The organism is Microbacterium sp. ProA8, assembly GCF_039905635.1.
In the GTDB taxonomy this organism is placed as follows: domain Bacteria; phylum Actinomycetota; class Actinomycetes; order Actinomycetales; family Microbacteriaceae; genus Microbacterium; species Microbacterium chionoecetis.
The window spans coordinates 4226748-4253154 of sequence record NZ_CP157000.1 but is presented as its reverse complement, the minus strand read 5'-3'; the positions used below and the strand labels follow the sequence as shown (position 1 = coordinate 4253154).

23 protein-coding genes are annotated in these 26407 nt (G+C 71.4%); 19 read left to right on the top strand and 4 right to left on the bottom strand.

Annotated elements, in window-relative coordinates:
- Positions 1–68 precede the first annotated feature (68 nt).
- The 3 genes from ABG085_RS19000 to ABG085_RS18990 all read left to right on the top strand — a co-directional run bounded on the left by ABG085_RS19000 (position 69) and on the right by ABG085_RS18990 (position 3608).
- Entirely contained in the window at positions 69–1334 is a 1266-nt protein-coding gene (locus ABG085_RS19000; protein WP_347979242.1) for a serine hydrolase domain-containing protein, read from the top strand.
- A 95-nt stretch (positions 1335–1429) separates the two neighbouring features.
- Entirely contained in the window at positions 1430–2272 is an 843-nt protein-coding gene (locus ABG085_RS18995; RefSeq protein WP_347977310.1) for an EamA family transporter, read from the top strand.
- Between the two features lie 334 nt (positions 2273–2606).
- Positions 2607–3608, top strand: coding sequence for a Gfo/Idh/MocA family oxidoreductase (locus ABG085_RS18990; protein WP_347977309.1), 1002 nt, complete (start codon positions 2607–2609; stop codon positions 3606–3608).
- A gap of 82 nt (positions 3609–3690) precedes the next feature.
- Here ABG085_RS18990 and ABG085_RS18985 read toward each other — a convergent pair whose 3' ends face one another.
- Positions 3691–4797, bottom strand: a complete 1107-nt coding sequence (locus ABG085_RS18985; RefSeq protein WP_347977308.1) for a substrate-binding domain-containing protein — start codon at positions 4795–4797, stop codon at positions 3691–3693.
- A complete protein-coding gene (locus ABG085_RS18980) occupies positions 4794–6929 on the bottom strand; it encodes a heparinase II/III family protein (RefSeq protein WP_347977307.1) in 2136 nt (711 codons plus the stop codon). Before ABG085_RS18980 ends, ABG085_RS18985 begins: the two co-directional genes overlap by 4 nt.
- A 193-nt stretch (positions 6930–7122) precedes the next feature.
- Here ABG085_RS18980 and ABG085_RS18975 point away from each other — a divergent pair, with 193 nt between their 5' ends.
- The 12 genes from ABG085_RS18975 (at position 7123) to ABG085_RS18920 (ending at position 20816) form a co-directional block, all read left to right on the top strand.
- Positions 7123–9285: a DUF2264 domain-containing protein gene (locus ABG085_RS18975; protein ID WP_347977306.1), complete on the top strand. Its 2163-nt coding sequence runs from the start codon at positions 7123–7125 to the stop codon at positions 9283–9285.
- Positions 9286–9334: 49 nt separating this feature from the next.
- Positions 9335–10636 carry an extracellular solute-binding protein gene (locus ABG085_RS18970; protein WP_347977305.1) on the top strand — a complete coding sequence of 434 codons (1302 nt, stop codon included), beginning with the start codon at positions 9335–9337 and terminating at the stop codon, positions 10634–10636.
- A 157-nt stretch (positions 10637–10793) separates the two neighbouring features.
- Positions 10794–11726 (top strand): sugar ABC transporter permease, encoded by a 933-nt coding sequence (locus ABG085_RS18965; protein WP_347977304.1) that lies wholly within the window; start codon positions 10794–10796, stop codon positions 11724–11726.
- The gene (locus ABG085_RS18960; RefSeq protein WP_347977303.1) at positions 11726–12685 is read left to right on the top strand and encodes a carbohydrate ABC transporter permease; all 960 of its coding nucleotides are present in this window, start codon (positions 11726–11728) and stop codon (positions 12683–12685) included. Before ABG085_RS18965 ends, ABG085_RS18960 begins: the two co-directional genes overlap by 1 nt.
- A gap of 4 nt (positions 12686–12689) precedes the next feature.
- Entirely contained in the window at positions 12690–13397 is a 708-nt protein-coding gene (locus tag ABG085_RS18955; protein ID WP_347977302.1) for a ferredoxin-NADPH reductase, read from the top strand.
- Between the two features lie 78 nt (positions 13398–13475).
- Entirely contained in the window at positions 13476–14696 is a 1221-nt protein-coding gene (locus tag ABG085_RS18950; protein ID WP_347977301.1) for a glycoside hydrolase family 88 protein, read from the top strand.
- Entirely contained in the window at positions 14693–15604 is a 912-nt protein-coding gene (locus ABG085_RS18945; protein ID WP_347977300.1) for a fumarylacetoacetate hydrolase family protein, read from the top strand. The genes ABG085_RS18950 and ABG085_RS18945 overlap by 4 nt, the downstream gene beginning before the upstream one ends.
- On the top strand, positions 15601–16365 hold the full coding sequence (gene kduD / locus ABG085_RS18940) for a 2-dehydro-3-deoxy-D-gluconate 5-dehydrogenase KduD (protein ID WP_347977299.1): 765 nt from the start codon (positions 15601–15603) through the stop codon (positions 16363–16365). Before ABG085_RS18945 ends, kduD begins: the two co-directional genes overlap by 4 nt.
- A gap of 56 nt (positions 16366–16421) precedes the next feature.
- Positions 16422–17270, top strand: coding sequence for a 5-dehydro-4-deoxy-D-glucuronate isomerase (gene kduI, locus ABG085_RS18935; RefSeq protein ID WP_347977298.1), 849 nt, complete (start codon positions 16422–16424; stop codon positions 17268–17270).
- 100 nt (positions 17271–17370) lie between these two features.
- Positions 17371–18267, top strand: coding sequence for a sugar kinase (locus ABG085_RS18930; protein ID WP_347977297.1), 897 nt, complete (start codon positions 17371–17373; stop codon positions 18265–18267).
- 114 nt (positions 18268–18381) lie between these two features.
- Positions 18382–19032, top strand: a complete 651-nt coding sequence (locus ABG085_RS18925) for a bifunctional 4-hydroxy-2-oxoglutarate aldolase/2-dehydro-3-deoxy-phosphogluconate aldolase (protein ID WP_347977296.1) — start codon at positions 18382–18384, stop codon at positions 19030–19032.
- Positions 19029–20816 (top strand): beta-galactosidase family protein, encoded by a 1788-nt coding sequence (locus ABG085_RS18920; RefSeq protein ID WP_347977295.1) that lies wholly within the window; start codon positions 19029–19031, stop codon positions 20814–20816. The genes ABG085_RS18925 and ABG085_RS18920 overlap by 4 nt, the downstream gene beginning before the upstream one ends.
- An 81-nt stretch (positions 20817–20897) precedes the next feature.
- On the opposite strand, the gene ABG085_RS18915 is transcribed toward ABG085_RS18920, so the two are convergent.
- Positions 20898–21440 (bottom strand): GrpB family protein, encoded by a 543-nt coding sequence (locus ABG085_RS18915; protein WP_347977294.1) that lies wholly within the window; start codon positions 21438–21440, stop codon positions 20898–20900.
- 114 nt (positions 21441–21554) lie between these two features.
- Between ABG085_RS18915 and ABG085_RS18910 the strand changes: the two genes are divergently transcribed.
- From ABG085_RS18910 to ABG085_RS18895, 4 genes are all read left to right on the top strand, one after another.
- Complete coding sequence (locus ABG085_RS18910; protein WP_347977293.1) at positions 21555–22487, top strand: PfkB family carbohydrate kinase; 933 nt, start codon at positions 21555–21557, stop codon at positions 22485–22487.
- Positions 22488–22516: 29 nt separating this feature from the next.
- A complete protein-coding gene (locus ABG085_RS18905; RefSeq protein ID WP_347977292.1) occupies positions 22517–22963 on the top strand; it encodes a VOC family protein in 447 nt (148 codons plus the stop codon).
- Positions 22964–23171: 208 nt separating this feature from the next.
- Complete coding sequence (locus tag ABG085_RS18900) at positions 23172–23456, top strand: hypothetical protein (RefSeq protein WP_347977291.1); 285 nt, start codon at positions 23172–23174, stop codon at positions 23454–23456.
- A gap of 53 nt (positions 23457–23509) precedes the next feature.
- Positions 23510–24268, top strand: coding sequence for a class I SAM-dependent methyltransferase (locus ABG085_RS18895; RefSeq protein WP_347977290.1), 759 nt, complete (start codon positions 23510–23512; stop codon positions 24266–24268).
- Positions 24269–24305: 37 nt separating this feature from the next.
- Here the strand turns inward: ABG085_RS18895 and ABG085_RS18890 are convergent, their stop codons facing one another.
- Positions 24306–26405, bottom strand: a complete 2100-nt coding sequence (locus ABG085_RS18890) for an acyltransferase (protein ID WP_347977289.1) — start codon at positions 26403–26405, stop codon at positions 24306–24308.
- Between the last annotated feature and the right edge of the window lie 2 nt (positions 26406–26407).

The window sequence follows — 26407 nt, the reverse complement described above, 5'->3', positions numbered from 1 at the left end:
CGGATCGCCGTGCACGGCAAGCGACCAGGGTGTGTTTGAATTCAATGCACGATCGTCGGGGGGTGAGAATGCGGACCCGGTCTACACGTCGCCGCGCCAACGCGGTCATCGCCGGTGCCGTGGCGTCCACTCTGCTGCTCGCCGGGTGCTCGTTCGGCGGCGAGGTCGAGCCTGATCTGCCGTCGCAGTCGGACGCGGCGCTGCCTGACGAGACGGTGCAGCGATTGACGGATGCCGTCACCCACGCGATGGGCACCACCGGGTCCTCCGGCGCCATCGTGGGCGTCTGGGCACCCTGGAGCGGCGCCTGGGTCACCGGCCTCGGCACGCAGCGGCCTGACGGCGGCGGCGAGGTCACCGCCGATCTGGCGTTCCGCGCCGGCAAGGTGACGCGGGCGATGACGTGCGATGTGCTCTTCGAAGTCGCCGCCGCGGGCAAGGTGAAGCTGGACGACAGCGTCACCGCCTACGTCTCGGGCGTGCCCGACCTCGCCGACGTCAGCCTGGTGGAGCTCTGCGACGGCACATCGGGGATCGGCTCGTTCGCCGGTCAGCTGTACTCGTCGTGGCTCAGCAACCCGGCACGCGACTGGGAGCCCCGCTACCTCGCGAGCTTCGGACTCGGCCAGCCGCGATCGGGCGCGCCCGGCGCGGCCTACCGCGACTCCGACGCCGGGTACGTGCTGCTCGGGCTGGCGCTCGAGCGCGCCACCGACATGACGGCGGCGGACCTCATCCAGACGTACGTGGCCGATCCGCTGGGACTGGACGCGACCGCGCTCGGCGACCTTCCCGAGGAGGGCGTGCTCAAAGGCGGGCAGTCGGTGAACAACGCCGAGGGCGCGCTCGACTGCGCGGCCCCCCTCGACCTGACCGCGGCGTCGACGAGCAGCGGGTTCACGGACGCCGGCGCCATCACCGACATCGAGGATCTCGGCCGCTACGTGCAGGCCCTCGCCTCGGGCGCGCTCGTCCAGGACGACGACCGTTTCGGCGCCCCGGTGGCGGTGGCCCCCGACGCTCCGTCGTGGTACACCGCCGACGGCGGTGCGCTGATCGCGGGGTCGCTCATCGGGCAGTACGGCAAGGTGCCCGGCTACATCACCGCCGCCTTCGCCGACCCGTCGACCGGGCTGACGGTCGCCGTCGTGCTCAACAACTCGGCCGCCGATGCGTCAGTGGGCGAGTACCTCGCGTGGGAGCTCGCGGCGATCGCATCGAAGGCGCCCGCAGCGGCCGGTGAGACGGTGCCCGAGGCCGGGCTGCCCTGGACTCCCGAGCAGTACCACGGCGCCATCGGCGCCGCAGCCGTCTGCACGCCTCCGGCGACGTAGTGCGGGCCGGAGCGGGCTCGGGCGGTACGGGGGCGGGCGCGAGCCCGGCGGGCGGATCCGGTCGCAGCGCGGGATCGGGAGCCACACCCGCGATCGTGCTCGTGATCGCGGGCCTGGCGTGCCAAGAGGTCGGCGCATCGCTGGCGGTGCTGCTGTTCCCCGCGGTGGGACCCCTCGGCATGGTGATGCTGCGGCTGGTGTTCTCGGCGATCGTGCTGCTGCTGATCGCCCGGCCCCGGGTGCGCGGGCATTCGCGGTCGGACTGGACCGGCGTCGCGCTGTTCGGACTCGTGCTAGCCCTGATGAACGGCCTGTTCTATCTCGCCCTCGAGCGCCTGCCGCTCGGCATCACCGTCACCATCGAGGTGCTGGGGCCTCTCGTGCTGTCGATCGTCGCCGCCCGCCGTGCATCCGCCTGGCTCTGGGCCGTGCTCGCGCTCGCCGGCGTCGTCGCCCTGGGCGGCGGCGGGTGGGACCGCCTCGATCCGCTGGGCGTGCTGTTCGCGCTGGGCGCGGCCGGCAGCTGGGCGTTCTACATCCTGGCGTCGGCGCGGGTGGGAAGGGCCTTCCCGAAGCTCGACGGCCTGGCGTTGGCGATGACGGTCGGAGCGGTGATCGCGCTGCCGTTCGGGATCGCGGATGCCGGGTCCGCCCTCCTGCGTCCCGAACTCGTCGCGCTCGGCGCCGCGGTCGCGATCCTGTCGTCGACCATCCCCTACGCGTTCGAACTGGTCGCCCTCCGGCGCCTGCAGGCCGCTGTCTTCGCGATCCTGATGAGCCTCGCGCCGGCGACGGCGGCCCTCGCAGGCTTCATATTCCTGGGCCAACATATGACGTGGCTCGAGATCGCGGGCATCGCGCTCGTCATCGCGGCGAGCATCGGCGCGGTGCGCTCATCGTCACGGGCCGCGCGGGAAGCGGCCGAGCCGATCGCCTGACGCGACGCCCGGCGCGACGCCTGACGCGACGCCTGACGCGGCCGACGCGACGCCTGACGCGACGCCTGACGCGGCCGACGCGACGCCTGACGCGACGCCCGACGCGACGCCCGACGTCCCGCCGCTGTTGCCCGGGACAGGTGTTCTGCCGAGGACAGGCCGGTTCGGCATCCGTCGTCCTGTGTGCGCCGAATCACCTGTTGCGGGCAACGGCGCGGGCAACGGCGCGGGCAGCGGCTCGGGCAGCGGCTCGGGCAGCGAGGGACGGATGCCACGGCCGGGGTGCGACGGCCGGCGTGCGACGGCCGACCGGGGGCTCGATACGATCGGGGCCATGACTCAGGCGGACGACACGGTGCAGACGAGATGGGCCGTGCTCGGCCCCGGAGCCATCAGCAGGGACTTCGTGGTGGGGCTCCGGGCGTCGCAGCACGGTGTGCTGCACGCGGTCGGCAGCTCGTCGGCGGAGCGGGCGGGGGCCTTCGCCACGGAGCACGGGGCTGCGGCATCCGGCACCTACGACGAGATCCTCGCGCGCGACGACGTCGACGCCGTGTACATCGGAACCGTGCACACGACGCACGCCGAGCTCGCGATCCGCGCGCTCGAGGCCGGCAAGGCCGTGCTGTGCGAGAAGCCGGCGAGCCCCACGCTCGAAGAGGTCGAGCGCATTCTCGACATCGCAGCCCGCACCCGGCGACCGTTCCTCGAGGCCTTCAAGACACGATTCGGACCGTTCGCCGATGCGCTGCGAGAACTCGTCGCCGGCGGCGAGCTCGGCGCGCTCGAGCGTGTCGAGGGGGCCTTCGGGTTCGCGGCACCGGTGCACGAGGGCCGGCTGTTCGACCGCGCACTGGCGGGCGGGGCGATCCTCGACGTCGGCTGCTATCCGCTCTCGCTGGCGATCGACCTCGCCGCTGCTGCCGGCGCACCGATCGATGCGCCGGAGTATCGCCGGTTCGAGGCGGAAGTGGTGTCGGGTGTCGACGGCTCGGCATCCGCGGAGATCGCCTTCGGCGGTGTGACGGCGGCGATTGCGACCTCCATCATCGCGGACCTCCCGCGCACGGCAGTGCTGCGGTTCACCGACGCCGAGGTCGTGCTCCCCAACGCGTGGGGCAGCCGCACCGAGAGCTCGTCGACCCTGATCGTGCGGCGCGGGGGCGAAGAGCGGGTGGTCGAGGTGCCGGTCGTGCAGCCCATGGCCGCGGAGGCGGATGCGCTCTCGCTCGCCGTCGCGGACGGCCGCCTCGAGGTGCCGCAGATGCCGTGGTCGCACACGCGTGCCGCCGCGCGCGTGCTCACGGATTGGCGCGAGGCCGCCCTCGCCGGCTGACGCAGACAGCCCGGACGCCGGCGGCACTGGGCCGCCGCATCCGTATTCCGTGGGTGGAATGCGACCTGCGCGCGTGCGAGGGTCAGGCGCCGCGGGGCGGCGCGGTGGAGCCGCGGACGTTCAGCGTCGGGTTCAGCACGACGCGGTGCACCGGGCGCGTCGGATCCTCGATGCGCCGCGCCAGCAGGTCGACCGCGGCGCGACCGACCGAGCTGCGCGGCGGGCTGACGGCGGTGAGCGCCGGAGTGAACAGCTCGGCCACCTCGTCGTCGTAGGCGACGACCGACAGGTCGCCCGGCACCGAGATGCCGCGGTTGAGGGCCAGGTCGACGAACGCCATCGCCTCCGGATCGGAGTGGACGAGGATCGCGGTGACCGAGTTGGCCAGCGCCGCGTCGAGCGTCGCATCGACGACAGCCGAGAAGTCGGGGCTCGTGCGCGGCGGCAGGCTCGTCTCGAAGTGGTCGGACGGCGTGAGGCCGAGCTCGACGCACGCGGCCTGCCAGCCGGCCGCGATCTTGCGGGACGTGGGCGAGTCGCGCGCGATGATGAGGCCGACACGGCGGTGGCCGAGCGCGGCGAGATGGCGGGCCGCGAGCACCGCGCCGAGCGCGTGGTCGGTCGTCACGTTCTCGACGGGACTGCCCTCAGGCTGCACCACGGCATCGCGCTCGACCAGCACGCTGGGCACGCCGCACTCGGCCAGCCACTGCACCACGTCCTGCGCGTGAGGCGTGTCGGTGTTCGGTGCGACGACGAGCCCGCGCACGCCGTCAGCGTGCACGAGGCGCTCGAGCACCGGGCGCTCGTCCTGCAGCTCGTACGACGCGCCGCGCAGCACGACGCGCAGGCCGTGCCGGCTGGCCTCGGTCTCGGCGCCGCGCACGACGCTCGGCCAGTAGAAGCTCAGCGACGGCACCAGCATCGCGATCGAGCCGGTGCGGGTGACGGAGACCGGATGCCCCAGCTCCACGTCGTCGAAGGCGCCCGCGGCGGGAACCGCACCGCCGTGCACGCGCACCAGCAGTCCTTCGCGCTCCATCTGCGCGAGGTCGCGACGGAGGGTGACCGGGGCGACGCCGAGGTCGTCCATCAGCTGCGCGACCCGTACGGCGCCGTCGCGCTCGAGTGCCGCCAGCACGTGCGCCCGCCGCTCGGCGGCGAGCAGTGCCGGAGTCTGGTCGGTCATCGGGCGCCCTTCGGGTTCGTCAGATCCAGTTCTATCGTGACGGTGACGCTGTCGCGCGCCGTCACATCCAGATCCAGCCGGGTGAGTCGTGAGCCCCACACGCTGGTGAGCATGGGGTCGTCCAGCTCGCGCACCACGAGCGCCGCGGCGACGCCGTCTGGCCATGAGATGCGTACGGGCGTGGCGCCGTCGAGGGGAGTGACCACCACCGCGCCGGCCCTCTCGCGGCGCACGTCGCCGGCGAGCAGCATCCGCACCTGCGTGGCACCGATCGTCTCGGCGTTCGCGCCCCCGTGCTCGGGTGCCGGTGCGTTCTCGTCGGTTCGAGGCGTTTCGTCTTTGCGTTTCGACTCGCGAGCTCGCTCAACGACCACGTTTCTCGCTCGCTCAACGAGCGAGGATTGCCAGGAGTCCTCGACGACGATGCGGCGCGCGGGCCGTTCGAGGCGCACCGCTCGATGCCAGGACAGGGCGCCGGGGTAGGCCCCGGAGAGCTCGAGAGCGAGGGTCGCGGCGTCGTCGCCCAGGGCGACCTCGACGTCGGAGGCCGCGAACCCCGCACCCGCGCTCTGCTCGAGGCCATCGATCACGGGAACGTTGTGCCAGCCGCTCTGCATCGTCCAGATGTCGTAGCGGTCGGGGCCGAAGGTCTGCAGCGTGTAGGTCGGACGGCCCGCGTCGACGATCACGGGTACCCCGTCGGACGCGACGACGAACGAGCCGACGTCGTTGTGGTTGTGGTGCTCGCCGTTGTGGCCGCCCTTGACGGCGACGGTCAGCCCGCGGCTCGTGCCGGCGCGCTCGCGGGCGAGCATCACCTCGGTCGAGGGCAGCCACACGTCCCGCGGGAAGGGCGACGACGTCTGCGCGGCGTCGACCCACGCGCGATCGGTGATGCCGCGCAGCAGCCGGCCGAACCCCTCGTGCTCCGTGGCGGCGGGCGTGCCGGCGATGCGGTGCGAGGCGGCGTGGGAAGCGGCATCCGTATCGCCCGCTCTCCGCGCCGCCCGGTGCAGCGCGTGCCACGGCTGCGCGGCCGGGACGCGCGCCTGCCCGTCGGCCAGGTTCAGGTACCAGTCACCGCCGAGGTGCATGCGGTGGGGGAAGGCGACGGTCTCCCGCAAAGCCGGGATGCCCGACGCGTCGAGCACTCCCCCGGTGGCGTGGTGCAGCAGGTCGAGTGCCTCGAGGGCGCGGCACGCGCCGTTCCACCAGTAGGCGTACCCCTCGTCGATCGCGCCGTCGGCCGGCAGCACCGAGACGTAGCGGTCGATCCCCTCGATCGCGAGGGCGGCGATGTGCGCGCGCTCGCCGGCGTCTGCGGGGTCGTCGAGCAGCCGCAGCGCCGCGAGCAGCACGTTGCCGTGGATCCACGGATTCCAGTTGTGCACATCGCCGTCGAGTCCGAGCCAGTGCCAGTCGCGGCGCTGGGTGAACGGGTCGAACACGCGCACGCGGGCCTCGTGGCGGATGCGGGAGCGGATGCCGGGGTACCGGGCTTCGAGCCGCGTGCCGAGGAGATGATCGATCCAGGTCAGAAGCGCCACCGCCTCGCCCGCGCCCAGGTCGAGATACGGCGCGGTCACCGTCGGGAGCACCGACCCCCGCTCGCGGAACGCGTCGTCGTGCGCCGGCCAGCACCACGAGCTCTGCTCGCAGATGAGCCACACGCCGTCGAGGACCTCGGCGAGCCACACCGCACCGGTCTCGTCGTCGGCGTGGTGCGCAGCGGCGATCGCGGCGCGGGCAAGCCGCCGCTGCCGCTCGAACACGATGCTCTCCCAGCCCTCGCGGTCGCCGTCGTCGTGCAGGCGGGCGGCGGCGGTCGCGAGCGGCACCGGCCAGGCCGCGGCCCGCTCGGCCGCGGCGCGCTGCAGCACGTCGCGGATCGCGATGGGGTCGGCGCTCCCCTGCGGGCCCCACGTCCCCCGGTCGTCGGCGGCCGGGACCGGGAGCGCACGCTCCGCGGGTGCCAGGAGCGCGGCGAGGGCGGCCTCGAAGTCGGCGGCGTCAGCGCCCGCCTGCTCCAGGTAGACGGCGGACAGCGCACCGCGGAAGGCCGCTTCCGGCGACCTGTCAGGGCTCGTGTGCCAGGCTCCTGCAGCGGGCGTGGGGGCCGTCGCGGTCGTCAAGGTTCCTCCTCATTGATTCACCGTGGTGAAGGTTCGCGGCCGGTTCCGGACGAATCCGATCCGGAAAGCGATCACAAACGATCATAACGAATCTCAAACAATCTTGCAATGAACGAATCGGGTTGATACAGTCCCAAACGTTCGCTTTCCGCTGGCACGACGCGGAGACATGTAGGCATCAAGGGAGATCCCAGTGACGGTCCAGCAACCCACCACGTCGGCGCGCATCGCGACGGGTTCTGCCTGGGCCGCCCGTGAGTGGACGCGGACGGAGTGGCTGGCCTACGCCGACCGCCTGCTCGACACCGCTCGCACGCACGCATCTCCCGGTGCCGGCCGCATCCACTTCCCCGGCGCCGAGGGCGGCTACGGCCACGCCGTCGACGGGCTCGAGGGCTTCGCCCGCACCTTCCTCCTCGCGGGGTTCCGCATCGCCGGCGCGCGCGGCGAGGGCACCGAGGAGCTCGCCGACTTCTACCGCCGCGGCATCGTCACGGGTGTCGACCCGGATGCCGAGGACCGCTGGGTGCGACTGGACGAGCACGCGCAGGCGAAGGTCGAGGCCGCGTCCCTCGCGCTGGTGCTCGACATGACCCGGCCGTGGATCTGGGATCGCCTCGACGCCCTGACGCAGGAGCGCGTGATCGCGTACCTCTCCCCCGTCGTGGGCGACGCGACCTACCCGAAGACGAACTGGCTCTGGTTCCGCGTCGTCGTGCAGACGTTCCTCCGCTCGGTCGGCGGGCCGTGGTCGGCGCAGGACATCGCCGACGACCTTGCGCTCCACGACGCGCTGGTGCGCGAGGACGGCTGGATCTCGGACGGCTTCGAGCGCTCCTACGACCACTACGTGGGCTGGGCGCTGCACACGTACCCCGTGCTGTGGTCGCGCATGCAGGGCGCCGACGAGCTCACCGCCGGCCGCACCCCGGGCGACATCGCCCGCCTCGACCGCTTCCTGCAGGATGCCGTCGCCCTCGTGGGCGCCGACGGCTCGCCGCTCGTTCAGGGTCGCAGCCTCATCTACCGCTTCGCGGCGGCGGCGCCCTTCTGGGTCGGCGCGCTCGCCGAGGTTCCCTCGGTCTCGCTCGGGCAGCTTCGGCGCGCGGCGAACGCCGTCGTGGCGCACTTCGTCGAGCAGGACGTCCCCGGCGAGGACGGCGTCCTCACCATGGGCTGGCATCACGAGTGGCGCGAGCTCGCGCAGTCGTACTCCGGGCCGGGCTCGCCGTACTGGGCCGTCAAGGGTCTGCTCGGCATCTCGCTGCCGGCCGATCACCCGGTGTGGGCCGCCGAGAGCGAGCCGCTGCCGATCGAGGCGGGCGACGAGCTGCGCGTCGTGCGTCCGGCCGGCTGGGTGATCTCGGGAACGCGCGCCGACGGCATCGTGCGCATCGCCAACCACGGCACCGACCACGCCGCCGACGGCAGCCTGGTCGGCGACTCGCCGCTGTACGCCCGCATCGGCTACGCGACCGCGGCCGCACCGCTCGCGAACCAGCGTGCCTTCGAAGAGCCCCTCGAGCAGTCGGTCGCCCTCGTCGACGACGCCGGCCGGCCCACCCACCGCGCCGCGATGGACCTCATCGACGTGCGCGTGCAGGACGACGAGCACGGCCGGGTCGGCATCGCCGCCTCGGTGTCACGCGCCCACTGGATCACGCTGCGTCCCGTCTCCCACCGTCACGGCTCGGGCATCGACGGCGACGTCGAGATCGCGGGCGTCGTCGAGGTGCACTCGCTCGTGCGCGGGCCGTGGGAGGTGCGCCTCGCACGCGTCGACGCCCTCGAGCCCGGGGTCGACGCCGGCGCGCTGCGCCTCCGCGTCGGCGGCTGGGCCCTGGCATCCCACGAAGAGCCCCGTTCCTCAATCGAGGAGCTGCGCCAGAATGAGGGCCGAAACGCCGAGTCGCGCTCCTCATCTCGGCCCTCTTCCTCAACTGAGGACGCCGCGGTGTCCTCAACTGAGGACGCGGCGGTGTCCTCAGCTGAGGAAGCGGCGGTGGGGGAGAAGACGACGGATGCCGCGGCCTCGGTGGTCGCGAACGGCCTGAGCTCCGGCATCCGTCCCCTTCTCGGCACCGGCACGCTCTCGATCGAGACGCGCGAGGACGCCAGCCCGCTCGGGCCCCTCGCCGCCGTGCCGGTCGTGACCTACCCGGTCGTGCCGGGGGAGTGGAGCGCGACGCTCGTCGAGCTCACCACCGCAGATCTCGCCGCGCCGGCAGACGGCGCGGGGAGCGTCGCCGTCGCAGACGACGGCGAACAGACCACCGTCACGGTCACCTGGCCCGACGGAACGGCGACCACGAGTCGCCTTGCACACCCCGGAACCGCGTCCGTCGCGAACCGGTAACCCGATGGGCCCGAGGACGGGTCCGCAATCACAAAGGAGTACCCCCAGAATGAAGCGTTCATTCGCTGCCGCGGCCGGCGTCGCCGTGGTCGCCACGCTCGCTCTCGCCGGCTGCAGCGGCGGCGGCGAGGCCGCCCCCGAGGAGTCGTCGGGCCCGGTCACCCTCTCCCTGTCAGGCTGGAGCCTCGACACCACGCCCGAATTCCAGAAGCTCGCGGACGCGTTCCACGAGGAGAACCCCGACGTCACGATCGAGCTCAAGGGCTACGACGCGACCGAGTACAACACCCTCATCACGGCCGACCTCGCTGCCGGCTCGGGCCCCGACATCATCACGCAGAAGGAGGTCAAGTTCGTTCCCACCTTCGTGAACGGCGGCCAGCTGCTCGATGTGTCGGACGTCGAGCTGCCCGACGAGATCAGCGGCGCCGGTTCGTACGAGGTCGACGGCACCGCCTACGCCGTGCCGTACCGCAACGACTCGTGGGTGCTGTACTACAACAAGGCGCTGTTCGACCAGGCCGGCGTCGAGTACCCGGACGGCTCGTGGACGTGGGACGACTACAGCGACGCCGCTGCGGCACTGACCGAGGGCATCGCCGGCGCGGGCGGCACCGCCAAGGGCGCGTACCTGCACAACTGGCAGTCGACGGTCCAGGGCTTCGCGAACGCGCAGTCGGACGGCGACATCCTCGAGGGCGAGTACGACTACATGGAGCCGTTCTACGACAACGTCCTCGCACTGCAGGACGCGGGCGACCAGCTCGACTTCAACACCGCGAAGGCGAACCAGGTCACGTACCAGGGCGAGTTCGGCAAGCAGAACGCCGCCATGCTGCCCATGGGCACGTGGTTCGTCGCGACCCTCATCGCGCAGCAGGCGTCGGGCGACGCGGATGACTTCGAGTGGGGCATCGCGCCGATCCCGCAGGTCGACTCGGACACCGCCGGTCTCGACAACACCCCGGTGACCTTCGGCGACCCGACCGGTTTCGGCATCAACGCCGCGATCGACGAGTCCAAGGTGGCGGCCGCCAAGGAGTTCCTCGCCTTCGCCGCCGGCGAAGAGGGCGCGCAGGTGCTCGCGGAGATCGGCATCACGCCGGCGCTGCTGACGGACGGCGTCGTCGAGACGTACTTCTCGGTCGACGGTGCCCCGTCGGACGACCTGTCGAAGTTCGCGTACTCGACGCACGAGGTTCACCCCGAGAACCCGACGTCCGACAAGGCCGCGGCGATCCAGGGCATCCTCGGCGACATGCACACGGCGATCATGTCGGGCTCCAAGTCCGTCGCGGACGCCATCACGGAGGCGCAGGACCGCGTCGCCAATGAGGTCGGCACCGACTGATCCCTCGTCGTCCGCCCGGCCCGGGACTTCTCCCGGGCCGGCCGGACGGCACTCGGCGCCTGATGCGCCGACACACCGGACACCCGGTGACCGGCCCGCTCCTCCCGGGCGTGCCGGTCACCGCCCCCCGCTACATCCACCCCACTGGAGGTCCGCCATGGCGACCATCACTGCCACAGAGGCCGGCACCGCGCCGCCGCCCGTGCGCCGCCGGCGCTCGAAGCTGCGGCTGCGCAACACCCTCATCGGGTGGAGCTTCATCCTTCCCAACTTCCTCGGCTTCGGTCTGCTCACCCTGGTGCCGATCGTCGTGCTGTTCTACATGTCGTTCACGAACTGGAACGTCTTCGGCACGGCGAACTGGGTCGGACTCGCGAACTTCGAGCGCCTCATCGGCGACGGCAGCTTCCGCATCTCGGTCATCAACACCCTGTACTACTCGGCGCTGCACATTCCGCTGACGATCATCGTCTCGCTTGGCCTGGCGCTGCTGCTGAACAACAAGATCCGCGGTGTCGCGTTCTTCCGCACAGCCGCGTTCTTCCCCTACATCACCTCGATCGTCGCGATCGCGGTCGTCTGGAACCTGCTCTTCAGCCCCGAGTACGGCCCGATCAACGAGTTCCTCCGGTTCATCGGCATCCAGAACCCGCCCGGATGGCTCACCTCGCCCGAGTGGGCGATGCCCGCCGTCGTCATCGTCGGCACGTGGCGCGATATGGGCTACTACATGATCCTGTTCCTCGCCGGTCTGCAGACGGTGCCCCGCGAGCTGCACGAGGCCGCACGCGTCGACGGCGCGAGCGTGTGGCAGCGGTTCGTCAACGTGACGCTGCCGTGCCTGCGTCCCACGATGTTCTTCGTCACCGTCATGCTGACGATCAACTCGTTCAAGATCTTCGACCTGATCCTCGTCATGACCGACGGCGGTCCGGGTCAGTCCACCCTCGTGATGTCGCAGTTCATCTACCGCAAGGGCTTCGAAGAGAGCCAGTTCGGCTACGCCTCGGCCGCCGCGGTGGCGCTGTTCTTCATGTGCATCATCGTGACGATCGTGCAGTTCCTCTGGAACAAGAAGCGGAGCAGCTGATGGCCGAGCAGTTGGAGAAAGTCCCCGCAGACCAGCTGGTCGCGGACTTCACACCCCCCACTTCGGCCGTGCGCGGCCTCCGCAAGCTCTCCGAGCCGAAGCCGCGGCGCGCGGCGAGCGGCGAGAAGATGACGCCCGGTCGCCGCGTCGGACGCATCGCGCTGTACGCCGCGCTGGTCGTCTTCGCGATCGCCCTGCTCATGCCGTTCGCGTGGATGGTGCTGAGCTCGTTCAAGTCGGCGAACGAGGTCTTCTCGGTGCCGGTGAAGTGGTTCCCCGAGACGTGGGTGTGGCAGAACTACATCGACATCTGGACCGAGTCGAACATGCTCGTCTGGATCCGCAACACGCTGTTCCTCGCCGTCGTCGTGACCTTCCTGCAGGTGCTCACCGGCTCGTTCGCGGCCTACGGCTTCGCGCGCATGCGCTTCAAGGGCCGCGACGTGCTGTTCCTGCTGTACGTCGGCACGATCGCCGTGCCCTGGCAGTCGTACATGATCCCGCAGTTCATCCTGCTCTCGAACTTCAAGGTGTCGAACACGCTGTGGGCGATCATCCTGCTGCAGGCGTTCGGCGCGTTCGGCGTGTTCCTGATGAAGCAGTTCTACGAGACGATCCCCGAGGAGCTCTCCGAGGCGGCACGCATCGACGGCCTCAGCGAGTACGCGATCTGGCGCAAGATCATGCTGCCGCTGTCGATCCCCGCGCTCGCCTCGCTGACGCTGCTGACGTTCGTCAACACCTGGAACGACTACCTCGGGCCGCTCATCTACCTGCGCAACCCCGATCTGTGGACCATCCAGCTGGGCCTCAAGAGCTTCGTCTCGAACCTGTTCGACACGAACTACGCGCTGCTGTTCGCGGGCCTGACGATCTCGGTCATCCCGATCGCGATCATCTTCCTGCTCGGCCAGAAGTACTTCGTCGAGGGCATCGCGACGAGCGGACTGAAGGGCTGACACCGTGAACAAGCCCAGCGCGCTCAGCAGGCTCAACGGACTCGTCTCGCACGAGACGTGGGCGTCCCTCATCGGGATGATCTACCTCGCGCTCATCGTCAACCTCCTGCTGGTGGTCGCCTGCCTGCCGCTGGTGGTGCTGCTCGTCACCACCGATCCGGTGTACTCGTGGCCGCTGCTGGCTGTGGCCGCGCCCCTCGCGGCACCCGGTCTCGCGGCCGCCTTCCGGGCGTTCCGCGAGCACGGCGACGGCGGGCTCGGCCCCATCCGCGCGTTCGTCGCGGGCTTCCGCGCCACCTGGCGTCGGGCGCTGGTCATCGGGGCGGCCGTCACCGCCGTCATCGTCGTGCTCCTCGTGGACGTGCGGATGCTGTCGAACACGGCCGCGGCCGTGATCACGGTGCCGCTCCTCGCGGTGCTGGCGCTGCTCGCCATCGCGGTGGGCCTCGTGTCCCTGGTCGCGATCGCCGAGGCGCCCACCGCACGCCTGCGTGACGTGGTGCGCGCGAGCCTGTACCTGAGTCTGCGGCGCTGGTACCTCACCGCGGTCTCGCTCGCCGCCCTCGCCGCCCAGGTCGCCGTCTTCGCGACGGCGCCCGCGCTGGGACTCGGGCTCACGGCATCCGCCGCCCTGTTCTTCGCGTGGACGAACTCGCGCTACACCCTCCGTCCCGTACTCGATCTCGATGAGAAGGCGACTGCGCCGGCCTGAGGCCGCGGCACTCGCGCTGCCGACGCGGCACGAGGCCGAGCATCCCTTCCTCACTTCTCCCTCCGAAGGATTCCCTCCATGACGTCCACCTCGCCCGCTGCGGGCACCCGAGCCACGCCCGGTGACCCGCGCATCGCGCCCGTCGACACCATCGTGGTCGAGGCCGCGATCACGGCCGCCCTGTCCACGATCCGGCGCAACATCTCGACCTTCGGCGGCGCCTACCCCGACGACACGACGGTGGACGACCGCTACCGGCAGCGCCCGGCCGAGGGCGGCATCCCGCTCGGCGGCAATCGCGGCTGGACCACGAGCTTCCGCACCGGGATGCTGTGGCTGGCGTGGGAGCTCACCGGCGAGGAGGCGTACCGCGAGGCGGCGCTGGTCGACACGGCGGACTTCGAGCGCCGCGTGCGCGCCGAGGAGGACCTCGACACGCACGACCTCGGCTTCCTCTACACCCTCTCGACGGTCGCCGCGTGGCGTCTCGACGACGACGAGGACGCCCGCCAGGCGTCGCTGCTCGCCGCCGATCACCTGATGCGCCGGTTCCTGGAGCCCGCGGGCATCATCCAGGCATGGGGCGACCTGTCGGATCCGGCCCAGCGCGGCCGCACCATCATCGACAGCCTCATGAATATGCCGCTGCTGACATGGGCCCACGAGCAGACAGGCGAGGAGCGCTTCGCCGACGCCGTCACGCGGCACACCGCGCAGCTGCGCGAGCACATCCTGCGCGAGGACGACTCGACCTTCCACACCTTCTACTGGGATGCCGAGACCGGCGAGCCGCTCCGCGGAGCCACCGAACAGGGCGCGTTCGACGAGTCGTGCTGGGCCCGTGGGCAGGCGTGGGGCATCTACGGCTTCGCCATGAACTACGCGGTGACCGGCGACGAGCGGCTGCTCGAGGCCTCCCGTCGCTGCACCGAGTACTTCGTGCGCCACCTGCCGGCCGACGAGGTGCCGTTCTGGGACCTCGTCTACACCGACGGCAGCGACGCGCCGCGCGACAGCTCGGCCGCGGCCATCGCGGTGTGCGGTCTGCTGGAGCTCGCCAAGGTCGAGACGGATCCCGACCGCGCGGCCGCCTGGACGGCCCGGGCGCACGGCATGCTCGCGTCGCTCATCGCGAACTACACGCCCGCGACGCCCGAGGACTCGGATGCGCTCATCCTGCACGCGGTGTACGACCTGCCCAAGGGCAACGGCGTCGACGAAGGCACGCTCTGGGGCGACTACTTCTACCTCGAGGCTCTGATGCGGGTCGTGCGCCCCGACTGGAGGAAGTACTGGTGAGGCTCGTCACCTACACCGGTGCGGACGGCGCCGCACGACCCGGTGCCGTGGTCGCCGGTGCCGACGGCGACCGGGTGCTCGATCTCGGTGGGTTCGCCGGCTCGGTCGTGGAACTGCTGACGGATGCCGCGGCCCTGGCGGCTGCTCGCATGCAGGTCGCTGCGGCCGAGGAGGCGACCGGCGGGGCGGAGCCACTGCCCGCGCTCGACGCCGCGGCGCTTCTCGCGCCGGTGGCCCCGGGCAAGATCCTCTGCCTGGGCTACAACTACCGTGGGCACGTGCCCGACGGCGTCGATCCCACCGCGAACGATCCGGAGTACCCCGATGTGTTCGTGAAGACGCCCAACACGCTGGCCGGCCCGAACGAGCCGGTGATGATCCCGCCGGGTGCGACCGACGTCGACTACGAGGGCGAGGTGGCCGTCGTCATCGGACGCCGTGCGCAGCGCGTCGCGCTGGAGGACGCCCTCGACCACGTCGGCGGGTACACGATCCTCAACGACGTGTCTGACCGCGCGTGGCAGCGCCGCCAGAGCCAGTGGGCGCTCGGCAAGTGCTCCGACGGGTTCGCGCCGCTCGGCCCGTGGGTCGTCACGCCCGACGAGGCCGGCGACCCGCAGGACCTCCTCGTCGAGGTCGTGCGCGACGGCGTCGTGACGGTGTCGCAGTCGACCTCGACCACGATCTTCAGCGTGGCCTACGTCATCCACCACCTCAGCCAGGTGCTGACGCTCGAGCCGGGCGATGTCGTCTCGACCGGGACGCCGCAGAAGCTGCCCGCCGCCCAGGACGCGCACCGGCCGCTCGCCCACGGCGACGCCGTCACCGTGCGCATCTCGCGCCTCGGCGAGCTCACCACCACCTTCATCGGCGCAACGGCCGACACCGATCAGGAGGGCTCCGCATGATCCTCGATTCGTTCCGCCTCGACGGCAAGGTGGCGCTCGTCACCGGCTCGAGCCGTGGCCTCGGCCAGGGTGCGGCCGTCGCGCTCGCCGAAGCGGGCGCCGACGTCGCGCTGCTCGACCGCGGCGATGCGTCGGCCACCGCCGACCTCATCGCCGCGACCGGCCGCCGCGTGCACCGTGTGCAGCGCGACCTCGTCTCGGCGACGGCTGAGGAGCTCACCTCGGCGGTCACCGAGGTGATCGGCGAGCTCGGCGGTCTCGACATCCTCGTCAACAACGCCGGCACCATCCGCCGCGCGCCCGCCGCGGAGTACCCGGCGGGGGACTGGGACGACGTGCTCGCCGTCAACCTCGACGCCGTGTTCCACCTCTCGCAGGCCGCCGGGCGTCACATGCTGGCGCAGGGCAGCGGACGCATCATCAACGTCGCGTCGATGCTCTCTTTCCAGGGAGGCATTCTCGTTCCGGCATACACCGCTTCCAAGCACGCTGTCGCCGGGCTCACCAAGGCGCTGGCCAACGAGTGGGCGGCCGCCGGCGTGACCGTCAACGCCGTCGCCCCCGGCTACATGGCGACCGACAACACCGCACCGCTGCGCGCCGATGAGGACCGCGCCGCGTCGATCCTGTCGCGCATCCCCGCAGGACGCTGGGGCGAGGCATCCGATCTGCAGGGCGTCTTCGTCTTCCTCGCCTCGGACGCCGCCGCCTATGTGACCGGCGCCGTCATCCCCGTCGACGGCGGCTGGCTCGTCCGCTGACCCGCACGCACCGCCCGAGCACCCCCGACAGAACCGCGCACGACCAGGAGAGCACCGTGACCCAGACGAACATCCCGCAGCGCTACGCGACCAACCCCGCCCAGATCCCGGGTATGACCACGCAGGACCTGCGCGACACGTACCTCATCCCCGACGTCTTCGTGCCCGGCGAGATCCGCCTCACGTACACGCACCACGATCGCATCGTGCTCGGCGGCGCCGTGCCCGCGGGCGGTGTGCTCGAGCTCGGCGGCTACCCCGAGATCCGCAGCGACTACTTCCTCGAGCACCGCGAGGTGGGCATCATCAACGTCGGCGGCACCGGCACGGTCACCGCCGACGGCGAGGTCTACACGCTCGTCAAGGGAGCCTGCCTCTACCTCGGCCGCGGCATCCGTTCCGTGTCGTTCGCGGATTCGGACGGCGCGGAGTCGGGCGCCCAGTTCTACCTGTTCTCGGCTCCGGCTCACACGGCCTACCCGGCCGCGCTCGTCTCGCCCGGCGAGGGCACGGTGCGTGAGCTCGGCGACCAGGTGACCTCCAACCGCCGCACGCTCAACCAGTACATCCACGAGAACGGCGTGAAGAGCTGCCAGATCGTCATGGGCGTCACCCAGCTGCACCCGGGCTCGATGTGGAACACCATGCCGGCCCACACGCACGACCGCCGCACCGAGTGCTACCTGTACTTCGACCTGCCCGAGGATGCCCGCGTCATCCACCTCATGGGCGAGCGCGAAGAGACGCGCCACCTGGTGATCGCCGACCGCCAGGCCGTGATCTCGCCCTCGTGGTCGCTGCACTCGGGCGTCGGTACATCGGCGTACACGTTCGTCTGGGCGATGGCGGGCGAGAACCAGGCCTTCGACGACATGGACGCCGCGCCCGTCACCGACCTGCGATGACGGGCGAGGTCGTGCCGGCGTTTCGCGGTGCGGGCGCCGGGGGCGGCGCGAGCGAGAAGTCGAGGCGGTGAGGATGCCGCGGCCTGACTACGCTGGGGCGGTGCCCCTGACTCTGCTCGCGATCGGCGAGACGATGGCGATGGTCACGCCCGTCGTGGCGGCGCCCGTCGCCGAGGCCGACGCGTTCCTGCTCGACGCCGGCGGCGCGGAGTCCAACGTCGCCGCGCACGTGGCCGCGTTCGGCCACCGGGCGGTGTGGTTCAGCCGCCTGGGCGACGACGCACTCGGCCGCCGCATCGCGCGCCAGCTCACCTCGCGTGGTGTCGACGTCTCACGCGTCGTGTTCGACGGCGCCCACCCCACGGGGCTGTACGTGAAGGATCCCGGCAACGGCGTCCTCTACTACCGCCGGGGTTCGGCGGCCGCGCACCTCGACGACGCTGATGCCGACGCCGTCTCGTTCGACGGCATCGACCTGCTGCACGTGTCGGGCATCACGGCCGCAATCTCGGCATCCGCCTCGTCCTTCCTCTCCCGCGTCATGGCGCGGGCGCGGGAGCACGGGGTTACCGTGTCGTTCGACGTCAACCACCGGGCGCCGCTGTGGGATGCCGCCACCGCCGCCCCCGCGCTGCTCGAGCTCGCTCGCACCGCAGACATCGTGCTGGTCGGCCGCGACGAGGCCGAGAACCTGTGGGGCACCGCGACCGCGGCCGAGGCGCGTGCGCTCCTGCCGGAGGTCGCGGAGCTCATCGTCAAGGACGGCGACATCGGCGCGACCGCGTTCGTCGGCGCCGATGAGGTCTTCGAACCGGCGCTGGTCGTCGAGGTCGTCGAGCCCGTGGGTGCCGGCGACGCCTTCGCCGGGGGGTACCTCGCCGGCCGCCTCTCCGGGGCGTCCGTGTCGGAACGACTGCGCGCGGGCCACGAGCGCGCCGCGCGCACGCTGCAGACCACCACCGACTCGATCGACGAGCCTCGCGCCCGCCCGCGATGAGTCCAGGGTTCGGGGCGCATTCTGTCCCTTGGGGCGCAGATTCTCCGCCCCAAGGGAGAAAATCCGCCCCAAACCCGAGAAGTTGACCGACCTCGACGCACGAAGGATCCACGCATGAACTCACACACCACCCAGGCGGATGGCGCGACCGGCGGCGACTGGTTCGAGACGGCGTTCGCCGGGGCGCCGCTCATGGCGATCCTGCGCGGCATGGGCGTCGAGCGCTCGGTGCGCCTGTCTGAGACCGCGTGGGATCTCGGCATCGATTCCGTCGAGGTGCCCCTGCAGACCGACGAGGACGAGCGGTCGCTTCGCGCGGTCGTCGCAGCGGCTGCCGCCCGCGGGAAGAGCGTCGGAGCAGGCACGATCATCACGCCCGCGCAGGTGACACAGGCGGCCGACGCCGGCGCGGCCTATCTCGTCTCGCCGGGTCTCGACCCGGTCGTGGTGCGGGCGGCGCAGGATGCCGGCATCCCGATCCTTCCCGGCGTCGCGACGCCCAGCGAGGTGCAGCTGGCGGTCTCGCTCGGGCTCACGTGGCTCAAGGCGTTCCCGGCGACGTGGCTCGGCAGCGGCTGGTTCACGCACATCCGTGGGCCGTTCCCCCAGGTGCGCTTCGTCGCCACCGGGGGGCTGGACGCCTCGAACGTGGAGGAGTTCCTCGACGCCGGAGTTCGTGTCGCGGCGGTCGGTTCCGCCCTCGAAGACGCCTCGCAGCTCGAGCGTCTCGCCGAAGTGCTCCGCACCCGCGCGGCCGCCCGATGACGGCGGCGGCCCGCCGCTCGTTCGCGATCGGCGAGACCGACTTCCTCCTGGACGGCGAGCCCTTCCGGGTGCTCTCGGGTGCGCTGCACTACTTCCGGGTGCACCCCGGGCAGTGGGCCGACCGCATCCGCAAGGCCCGGCTGATGGGCCTCAACACCATCGAGACGTACGTCGCGTGGAACGCGCATGAGCCGCGCCGCGGCGAGTGGGATGCCACGGGCTGGAACGACCTGGGCGCCTTCCTCGACCTGGTGGCAGCCGAGGGGATGCACGCCATCGTCCGCCCGGGACCCTATATATGCGCCGAATGGCATAACGGCGGTCTGCCGGTGTGGCTGACCGGACTCGAGGGTGTCGGACTCCGCCGTTCGGAGCCGCTCTACCTCGCCGAGGTCACCGCGTACCTGGAGCGCGTGTACGAGATCGTGGTCCCGCGCCAGATCGACCGCGGCGGACCCGTCGTGCTCGTGCAGATCGAGAACGAGTACGGCGCCTACGGCGACGACACCGCCTACCTCGAGCATCTCGTGCGCGTGACGAAGGATGCCGGCATCACCGTCCCGCTCACGACCATCGACCAGCCGACCGACCAGATGCTGAGCGACGGCAGCGTCGAGGGCGTCCATCTCACCGGTTCCTTCGGTTCGCGCGCCGCGGAGCGTCTGGCCACGCTGCGCCGTCACCAGCCCACCGGACCGCTGATGTGCGCCGAGTTCTGGGACGGCTGGTTCGACTGGTGGGGCAACGCCCATCACACGACGCCGCCGTCGGCCTCGGCCGCCGAGCTCGACGCACTGCTCTCGGCCGGGGCATCCGTGAACTTCTACATGTTCCACGGCGGCACCAACTACGGCCTCACCAACGGCGCGAACGACAAGGGTCGGTATCTGCCGATCGTGACGTCCTACGACTACGACGCGCCGCTCGACGAGCGCGGCGACCCGACCGACAAGTACTTCGCCTTCCGCGACGTCATCGCCAAGTACGCGACGGTGCCCGACGAGGTGCCGGCGGTCACCGGCTCCGCACCGGCCTTCGAGGTCGCGCTCCAGCCGGCCGCGGCGCCGGTCCTGGGGACCGCGTCCCACCATGGGACGCCGCCGACATTCGAGGAGCTGGGTCACCTCAGCGCACTCGTCTCGTATGAGGCCGAGCTGCCCGACGGTCGTGGCGGCGTGCTGCGCTTCGGCGAGGTGCGAGACCACGCCTGGGTGTCGGTCGACGGCGTGCCGCTGGGCACGCTGTCGCGCACGCGCCACGAGGATGCGCTCCTCGTGCCAGACGCTCGTCGGGTGCGCGTGCTCGTCGAGGAGCAGGGGCGCGTGAACTACGACGTCCGGTTGGGGGAGCCCAAGGGCCTCATCGGACCTGTGACGCTCGACGGTAACCCGCTCACCGACTGGACCGCGACGCCGATCGACGTCGCCGCGCTGGGTGCCGCGGCTGCGGCTTCTGCGACAACGGGGGCCGCCGGCCCGGTCGCGGACGCGCCGCCCACCGCGGCCGAGCCGCTCGTCGGCCCGTTCCTGCGGCGCGGGGTGTTCACGCTCGAATCGCCCGCCGACCTGTTCCTCGACACGGCCGGGTGGGGCAAGGGCTATGCGCTCGTCAACGGCTTCCTCCTCGGCCGGTACTGGAGCAGCGGGCCGCAGCGGACGCTGTACGTGCCGGCAGCCGCCGTGCATGCGGGGGAGAACTCGCTCGTCGTGATCGAGCTGGACCGCGTCACCGAAACGGTGGCCCGGTTCATCGCCGAGCCTGACCTCGGCCCCCGCGAGGAGTAGCCACCGGCTCACACTGACGGCAGCCCGCCGACCGAGGGGAGCGGTCCGGTGAGCGGTCGCTGCAGCTCGGCCGGTCCGTCGTCAGGTGCCCGTGTTGAGGGCGAGGATCGCCCGCTTCTCGGCGTCGGTGAGGTCGGACAGGGCGAGGACCTCCTGAAGCACGGGCGACTTGAGGGCGAGATATCGCTCGATGTCCATGGCCGGGTCGCGGGCGATTTCGGTCTTGATCGCGCCGTAGCGGTCGCGAAGGTCTTCACGCTCGCGCAGGATCGCGCGTACCGCGAGGTGGTTGCGCAGGTGCAGCGTGTCCTCGACGCAGATGTAGACGTTGCGTTGCGGATCGTCGTCGGGCGCGGCCATCGCCTCCCGGTCGGTGACGCCGAGGTCGCCCCGATGCGTGTACCCGACGGCAATCAGTGCCGCGATCGCCGCCGGGGTCTCTTCACGCCGCACCACGATGTCGATGTCGATGACCGGTTTGGCAGATAGCCCCGTGACCGACGTGGAGCCGACATGCTCGATCGAGAGCACGGGCACGTCCGCCAGCGCCAGCCGCAGATCTGCGGCCGCACGGGCGAACTGCTGCGGCCACTCCTCGGAGTAGGGAACGACGGTGACAGCCATGCGACCAGCCTGGCATCTCGATCCGCCGCGGCGTGCTGCCGGGCTGCCGCAGTACTGCAACGGCCGCATCTGCAAGCGCTTACACCCGCGGGCGGAAGCTGGTTTACTGATCGGATGCCTCCCGCCTCCCTCCTGTCTTCGACGGCTGCCACGCGGGTCGCCGTCTACGGGCCGGCCTCGTGGAATCATCTGATCTTGCTCGACCGTCTTCCGGATCCGGTGCCGCACATGCAGTTCGTGATCGGCGACCACCACACTCTCGGCGGCACCTCTGCGGGGAAGGCGCTGCATCTCGCTGACCAGGGCATCGAGGTGGCGCTGCACGGGTTGATCGGCCACGACGAGGACGGTCGAAGAGTCGCGACCGCGCTGGCATCGGGGAATGTACGACTGCAGGCATATGCTTCGGAGCGCACCGAAAGGCACGCGAACCTGATGACGCGAGCGGGGGAGCGCGTGAGCCTCTATCTCTCCACTCCCTCGTCGCCGGCTGCTGCTGACGTGGACCGCATGGAGCCTGCCCTCGCTCAGGCCGAGGTCGCCGTGGTCGATCTCAGCGAGGTCGGTGCCGCTCTCGTCGAACGCCGGCTGGCCGGTGCTCCCGGCGCACCGATCTGGACGGACCTGCACGACTATGACGGCACGTCGAGCTTCCACGAGCCGTTCATGCGCGCCGCCGATGTCGTCTTCATGAACGACGACGCCACCGACGACCCCTGGGCGCTGATGCAGAGCTGTCTCGACCGCGGCCCGCGCATCGCGGTGTGCACGCTCGGCGCGCAGGGCGCGATCGCCCTCGCGGCGACGGGGGAGCGGGCCGAGGTGCCCGCCGTGCCGGTCGACGTCGTCGACACCAACGGGGCAGGCGACGCGTTCTTCGCGGGGTTCCTCGCCGCCTCGCTCGCCGGCCAGGACCTGACGGGATGCCTCGCCGCCGGTGCCCGCCAGGCCACGGTCGCGCTCGCCTCCGAGCACCTCCACCCCGCCGTCGCCCGTTCGGTCACGGCTTCGAGGCCCGGGAGCGGAGTCGAGAGCACTCAGGGGTGAGGGTTCCGCGTCCCCGTAGGCTCGGGCGGGTGGCCGATCCCTCGCATCTCGAAGCGCACACCGGCACCGGCGCGGGAGCAGGCGCCGCGCCACGGCGCGGCATCCTTCATCATGTCGAACTGCAATCGCTCGACCCCACGTCGACGACGCCAGCGTTCGACTGGCTGCTCGGCGAGCTCGGCTACGAATCGTTCCAGGAGTGGCCGGGCGGGCGCAGCTGGCGGCTCGGTGCCACCTACGTCGTGCTCGCCGCAGCCCCTCGTGCCGCCGCGCACGATCGACGCGGGGCCGGGCTCAGCCACCTCGCGTTCCACGCGGGCACGCGCGGCGACGTCGATCGGCTCTGGGATGCCGCGCCCGAGCACGGCTGGCGGTGGCTCTACGCCGACCGCCATCCCTACGCGGGCGGCGGCGACCACTATGCGGCGTTCCTCGAGAACGCCGAGCGCTTCAAGGTGGAGCTCGTCGCGGAGTGAATGCGTTCCCGCACTGAGACGCTGGATCCGGACCGGCTCGTGAGGCTGGTCACGCAGCGGCGGATGCCTCAGCCCGACGGTTCTTCGACATCCCGGGTCGTCTCGGGTGCATGGCATCTGCTCGCTGACTTCGGTCGGTGCGACCTTCTCTGGGTTGGCGTCGAGTGCGCCGTGCTCGTTACTGTCACGAGGGGAGGCGCTCAGGACGATGGATCTGTGGGGCGGCAAGGTCGTGGGCGGCAGAGGCCGCGCCGGTGAGGTAGCCGGGCGCGCCGTTCTCTTCGTTCCGCTCGAGGGAATCTGGGAGCTGCACGACCTGCCATGGGACTGCCCCGACGACGAGTGCAACGACTCGTACTGGGAAGACGACCAGAGCACTCTGGACGTCACGAATGGCTGGGATGTCGACTGGGTCGACTCGTCTCAGCTGCGCAGCTTCATCGCTGAGCACTTCGGCGGTCTGAACGCGGATGAGTTGGCGCGTCTCCTCTAGCGGCTGACCCTCGAGGGTCGTCAGGCTCGCCGTGCCCGCCTACGCTCGTCCCTGTGGTGGACGGCATGCACTTCGAGGGGCTCGCCGACGAGTACGCGACCGCGCGCCCGCCCTACCCGCCGGAGCTGTGGCGCCGCCTGCACGACCTCGGGCTGCTGCGCCCGGGGACGACGGCACTCGATCTGGGTGCCGGCAGCGGGCAGGCGACCGGACCGCTCCTGTCCGCCGGGCTGCGTGTGACAGCGATCGAGCCCGGCCGCCGACTGGCCCGCCTTCTTCGCGAGTCCTATCCGACCGCGACGGTGCAGGTCGCTCGCGCCGAAGACGTCGAGCTGCCCGCGTCGAGCTTCGACCTCGTCGTCGCCGCGACGGCGATCCATTGGATGGACCTGCCGATCGTGCTTCCCCGTGTGCGCGCGGCTCTCACGGACGACGGGCGCCTGGCCGTGTGGCGCAACGTCTTCGGCGACTCCGAGGCGCCACCGACGCCGTTCCGCGCGCGCGTCGCCGAGATCGTCCGAGCGCGCCGTGCGCCGCCGCGGCCCGGTCCGCCCGCCGAAGACTTCGCCGCGACGACCGGTGCGCTGACGGAATCCGGTCTGTTCGCGGTGGTGGATGCCTCGACCTACCGCTGGAGTCTCGACCTCGACGCCGACGGGGTCGGCCGCCTCTTCCGCACGTTCAGCGACTGGTCCGCTGCCGAGGTGGCGCAGGCCGTGGACGCCGTGGGGGAGCTCGGCGGCACCGTCACCGAGCATTACTCCTCGTGGCTGCTCGTGCTCGCCCCGACGCCTGACGAGAGCGGGTCCTGACGCCGACCAGCGTGGGACGCCTCTCCAGGCGGGGCGTCTACCGCAGCGCCGCTGCGGGCTCGGGGCGGTGCACGCCCCGCGGCCGGTACGCGAGGGCGTCGGATACCCCCGCGAGGTCGGCGAGGTACCAGAGGATCGCGAGCCACATCTCGGTGCCCTGCAGTCCGGGCTCGGTCTCGGCGAGCCCGCGGGCAGCCGGCGTCGGCTCGCGGAACGAGAAACCGGCGTGCGGCACCCATGTCGACAGCGCGTCCGACAGCAGGCGTGCGGCGAGGGCCCGCACCTCGTCGCCGCGATAGCCGGTTCCGCGCGTGAGCCACAGCGGGTGCGCGACGTCGAGCACGTTGCACGCGTTGCGCGTGCCGGGCGCGAACCAGCGGGGATCGCGCGCGTGCCGCAGCACGGTGTCGATCACGCGTTCGGGGTAGGGGAGCGGCATCCCGAACTGTGCGAAGGTGCCGCGCGAGGCGCGGTAGAAGCCGTTCACGACGGGCAGCAGCCCGCCGTCGGCGGTCGCCGCGCCCCACATGCCGGTGTGCGGGTCGGCGTTGAGGGTCAGCCAGCCGAACAGCGCCTCCTCCACACCTGCGGGAACCGGATGCCCCGTCCGCCGCGTCCACAGAATCGCCGTGCCGAAGCCGTCGATGTGGTGCCCGGCGTTCCACGCGTCGGATGCCCACGGCAGACTCTCGCAGAACGCGACCACGCGCTCGGGCGTGGCCGCGGTCACCCACGTGAGCGGAGCCGGAAACGCCGAACCCAGCAGATCCAGTCCGTACCCGACGCTCAGCACGTGGTACGCCACGTCGCCGTGCGAGAAGCCGAGGCCCGCCTGCTGGTGTCCGTCCGCATCGAGGGGCGCGACCGCGCCGGTGGCGGCATCCTGCCAGTCCTGCAGCCGCCGGACCTGCGCGTCCGCCGGAGCCTGCGGGGGCGCCGTGTGAAGCAGCAGGTCGGCGATCTCGATCGCATCGGCCTGCGCACGGATCGTCGGCGCCGCGCCGGGACGGTCGGCGAAGAGCCCGAGGTCGTCGTTCCACGCGCGCTGAAGGAGAGCGGATGCCTCCGCCCGAGCGCGTGCGGCGAGCTCAGTGACCCGCTCCGCAAGGCCGACGGTGTCGTCTGCGGTCGACGCCGGTGCGCCGGCAAGTGCCGTGGCGTACGTCGGCCCTCCGGACGGCGACGGCTCGGAGCCGGGGGCTGTTGCATCCCGGTCGTTGAGCGAGCGAGGAACGAGCGAGACGAAACGCGCCGAGCCGTCGGACGGAATCGCCAGGCCGGCAATCACAGCAGAGGCCGAGTCAGGGACCGAGCCAGGGGCCGGGTCCGGTGGTGCGTCGGCGCTCACGGCATCACCCTCGCGGGCCGCGGCCTGCGACACGATCGCTCGCAGCGCCGCCGCCGAGGCGAAGGCCGCGCCGGTCTCGCTGACGGGGGCGTCGTCGTCGGCCGCACCATCCGCGTCCGCCGGGACACCCGCACCCGCTCCCGCACCCGCTCCCGCACCCGCGCCGTCGTCCACGCCGCGTGCGGCGGCATCGGCGGCCGCGTCCGGCGCGACCCCGGTGTCGTCGGGCTCGACGCGCCAGCGGATGAACCGCGCGGGGTTGCCGCCGACGACAGCGCCGGCGGGGACGTCCTTGGTGACCACGGCGCTCGCCGCGAGCACCGCGTGGGAGCCGACGCGGACGCCGTCGAGGATCACGACGTGGGAGCCGATCCACACGTCGTCGCCGATCTCGATGCCCTTCGAGGTGAGCGGCTGCCGGAAGACCGGTGTGCCGGATTCCATCGAGTGGTTGAAGCCGAGGATCGAGGTGTGCGCGCCGATGCGCACGCCGTCGCCCATGGTGACGCGTCCGCGGATGACGGTGTAGGGGTTGATGCTGCAGTCGGCGCCCGCGGTGAGATCACCCGTGAGGTAGGCGCCGGCGGCCACGTAGGTGCGGTCGCCGAGGCGCAGGGCGTCGTTGTCGATCGAGGCGAGCTCCGAGATGAAGCACTGCTCTCCGAGCGAGTGATCGGCGCGACCCTCGACCAATGCGTGCTGGATCGCGAGCTGCGCGTCGCGCTCGTCGGCCGAGGCTTCGCGCCAGAAATCCCAGGGCGAGTACTCGTGGGCGGCGATCGCTGGCATAG

What these genes read in the sequence shown, in the direction of transcription:
- kduD (WP_347977299.1), top strand. Translation starts at nt 15,601, where the DNA reads ATGATCCTCGATTCGTTCCGCCTCGACGGCAAGGTGGCGCTCGTCACC.
- ABG085_RS18960 (WP_347977303.1), top strand. Translation starts at nt 11,726, where the DNA reads ATGGCCGAGCAGTTGGAGAAAGTCCCCGCAGACCAGCTGGTCGCGGAC.
- ABG085_RS18925 (WP_347977296.1), top strand. Translation starts at nt 18,382, where the DNA reads ATGAACTCACACACCACCCAGGCGGATGGCGCGACCGGCGGCGACTGG.
- ABG085_RS18900 (WP_347977291.1), top strand. Translation starts at nt 23,172, where the DNA reads ATGGATCTGTGGGGCGGCAAGGTCGTGGGCGGCAGAGGCCGCGCCGGT.
- ABG085_RS18910 (WP_347977293.1), top strand. Translation starts at nt 21,555, where the DNA reads ATGCCTCCCGCCTCCCTCCTGTCTTCGACGGCTGCCACGCGGGTCGCC.
- ABG085_RS18965 (WP_347977304.1), top strand. Translation starts at nt 10,794, where the DNA reads ATGGCGACCATCACTGCCACAGAGGCCGGCACCGCGCCGCCGCCCGTG.
- ABG085_RS18915 (WP_347977294.1), bottom strand. Translation starts at nt 21,440, where the DNA reads ATGGCTGTCACCGTCGTTCCCTACTCCGAGGAGTGGCCGCAGCAGTTC.
- ABG085_RS18985 (WP_347977308.1), bottom strand. Translation starts at nt 4,797, where the DNA reads ATGACCGACCAGACTCCGGCACTGCTCGCCGCCGAGCGGCGGGCGCAC.
- ABG085_RS18990 (WP_347977309.1), top strand. Translation starts at nt 2,607, where the DNA reads ATGACTCAGGCGGACGACACGGTGCAGACGAGATGGGCCGTGCTCGGC.
- ABG085_RS18950 (WP_347977301.1), top strand. Translation starts at nt 13,476, where the DNA reads ATGACGTCCACCTCGCCCGCTGCGGGCACCCGAGCCACGCCCGGTGAC.
- ABG085_RS19000 (WP_347979242.1), top strand. Translation starts at nt 69, where the DNA reads ATGCGGACCCGGTCTACACGTCGCCGCGCCAACGCGGTCATCGCCGGT.
- ABG085_RS18890 (WP_347977289.1), bottom strand. Translation starts at nt 26,405, where the DNA reads ATGCCAGCGATCGCCGCCCACGAGTACTCGCCCTGGGATTTCTGGCGC.
- ABG085_RS18920 (WP_347977295.1), top strand. Translation starts at nt 19,029, where the DNA reads ATGACGGCGGCGGCCCGCCGCTCGTTCGCGATCGGCGAGACCGACTTC.
- ABG085_RS18970 (WP_347977305.1), top strand. Translation starts at nt 9,335, where the DNA reads ATGAAGCGTTCATTCGCTGCCGCGGCCGGCGTCGCCGTGGTCGCCACG.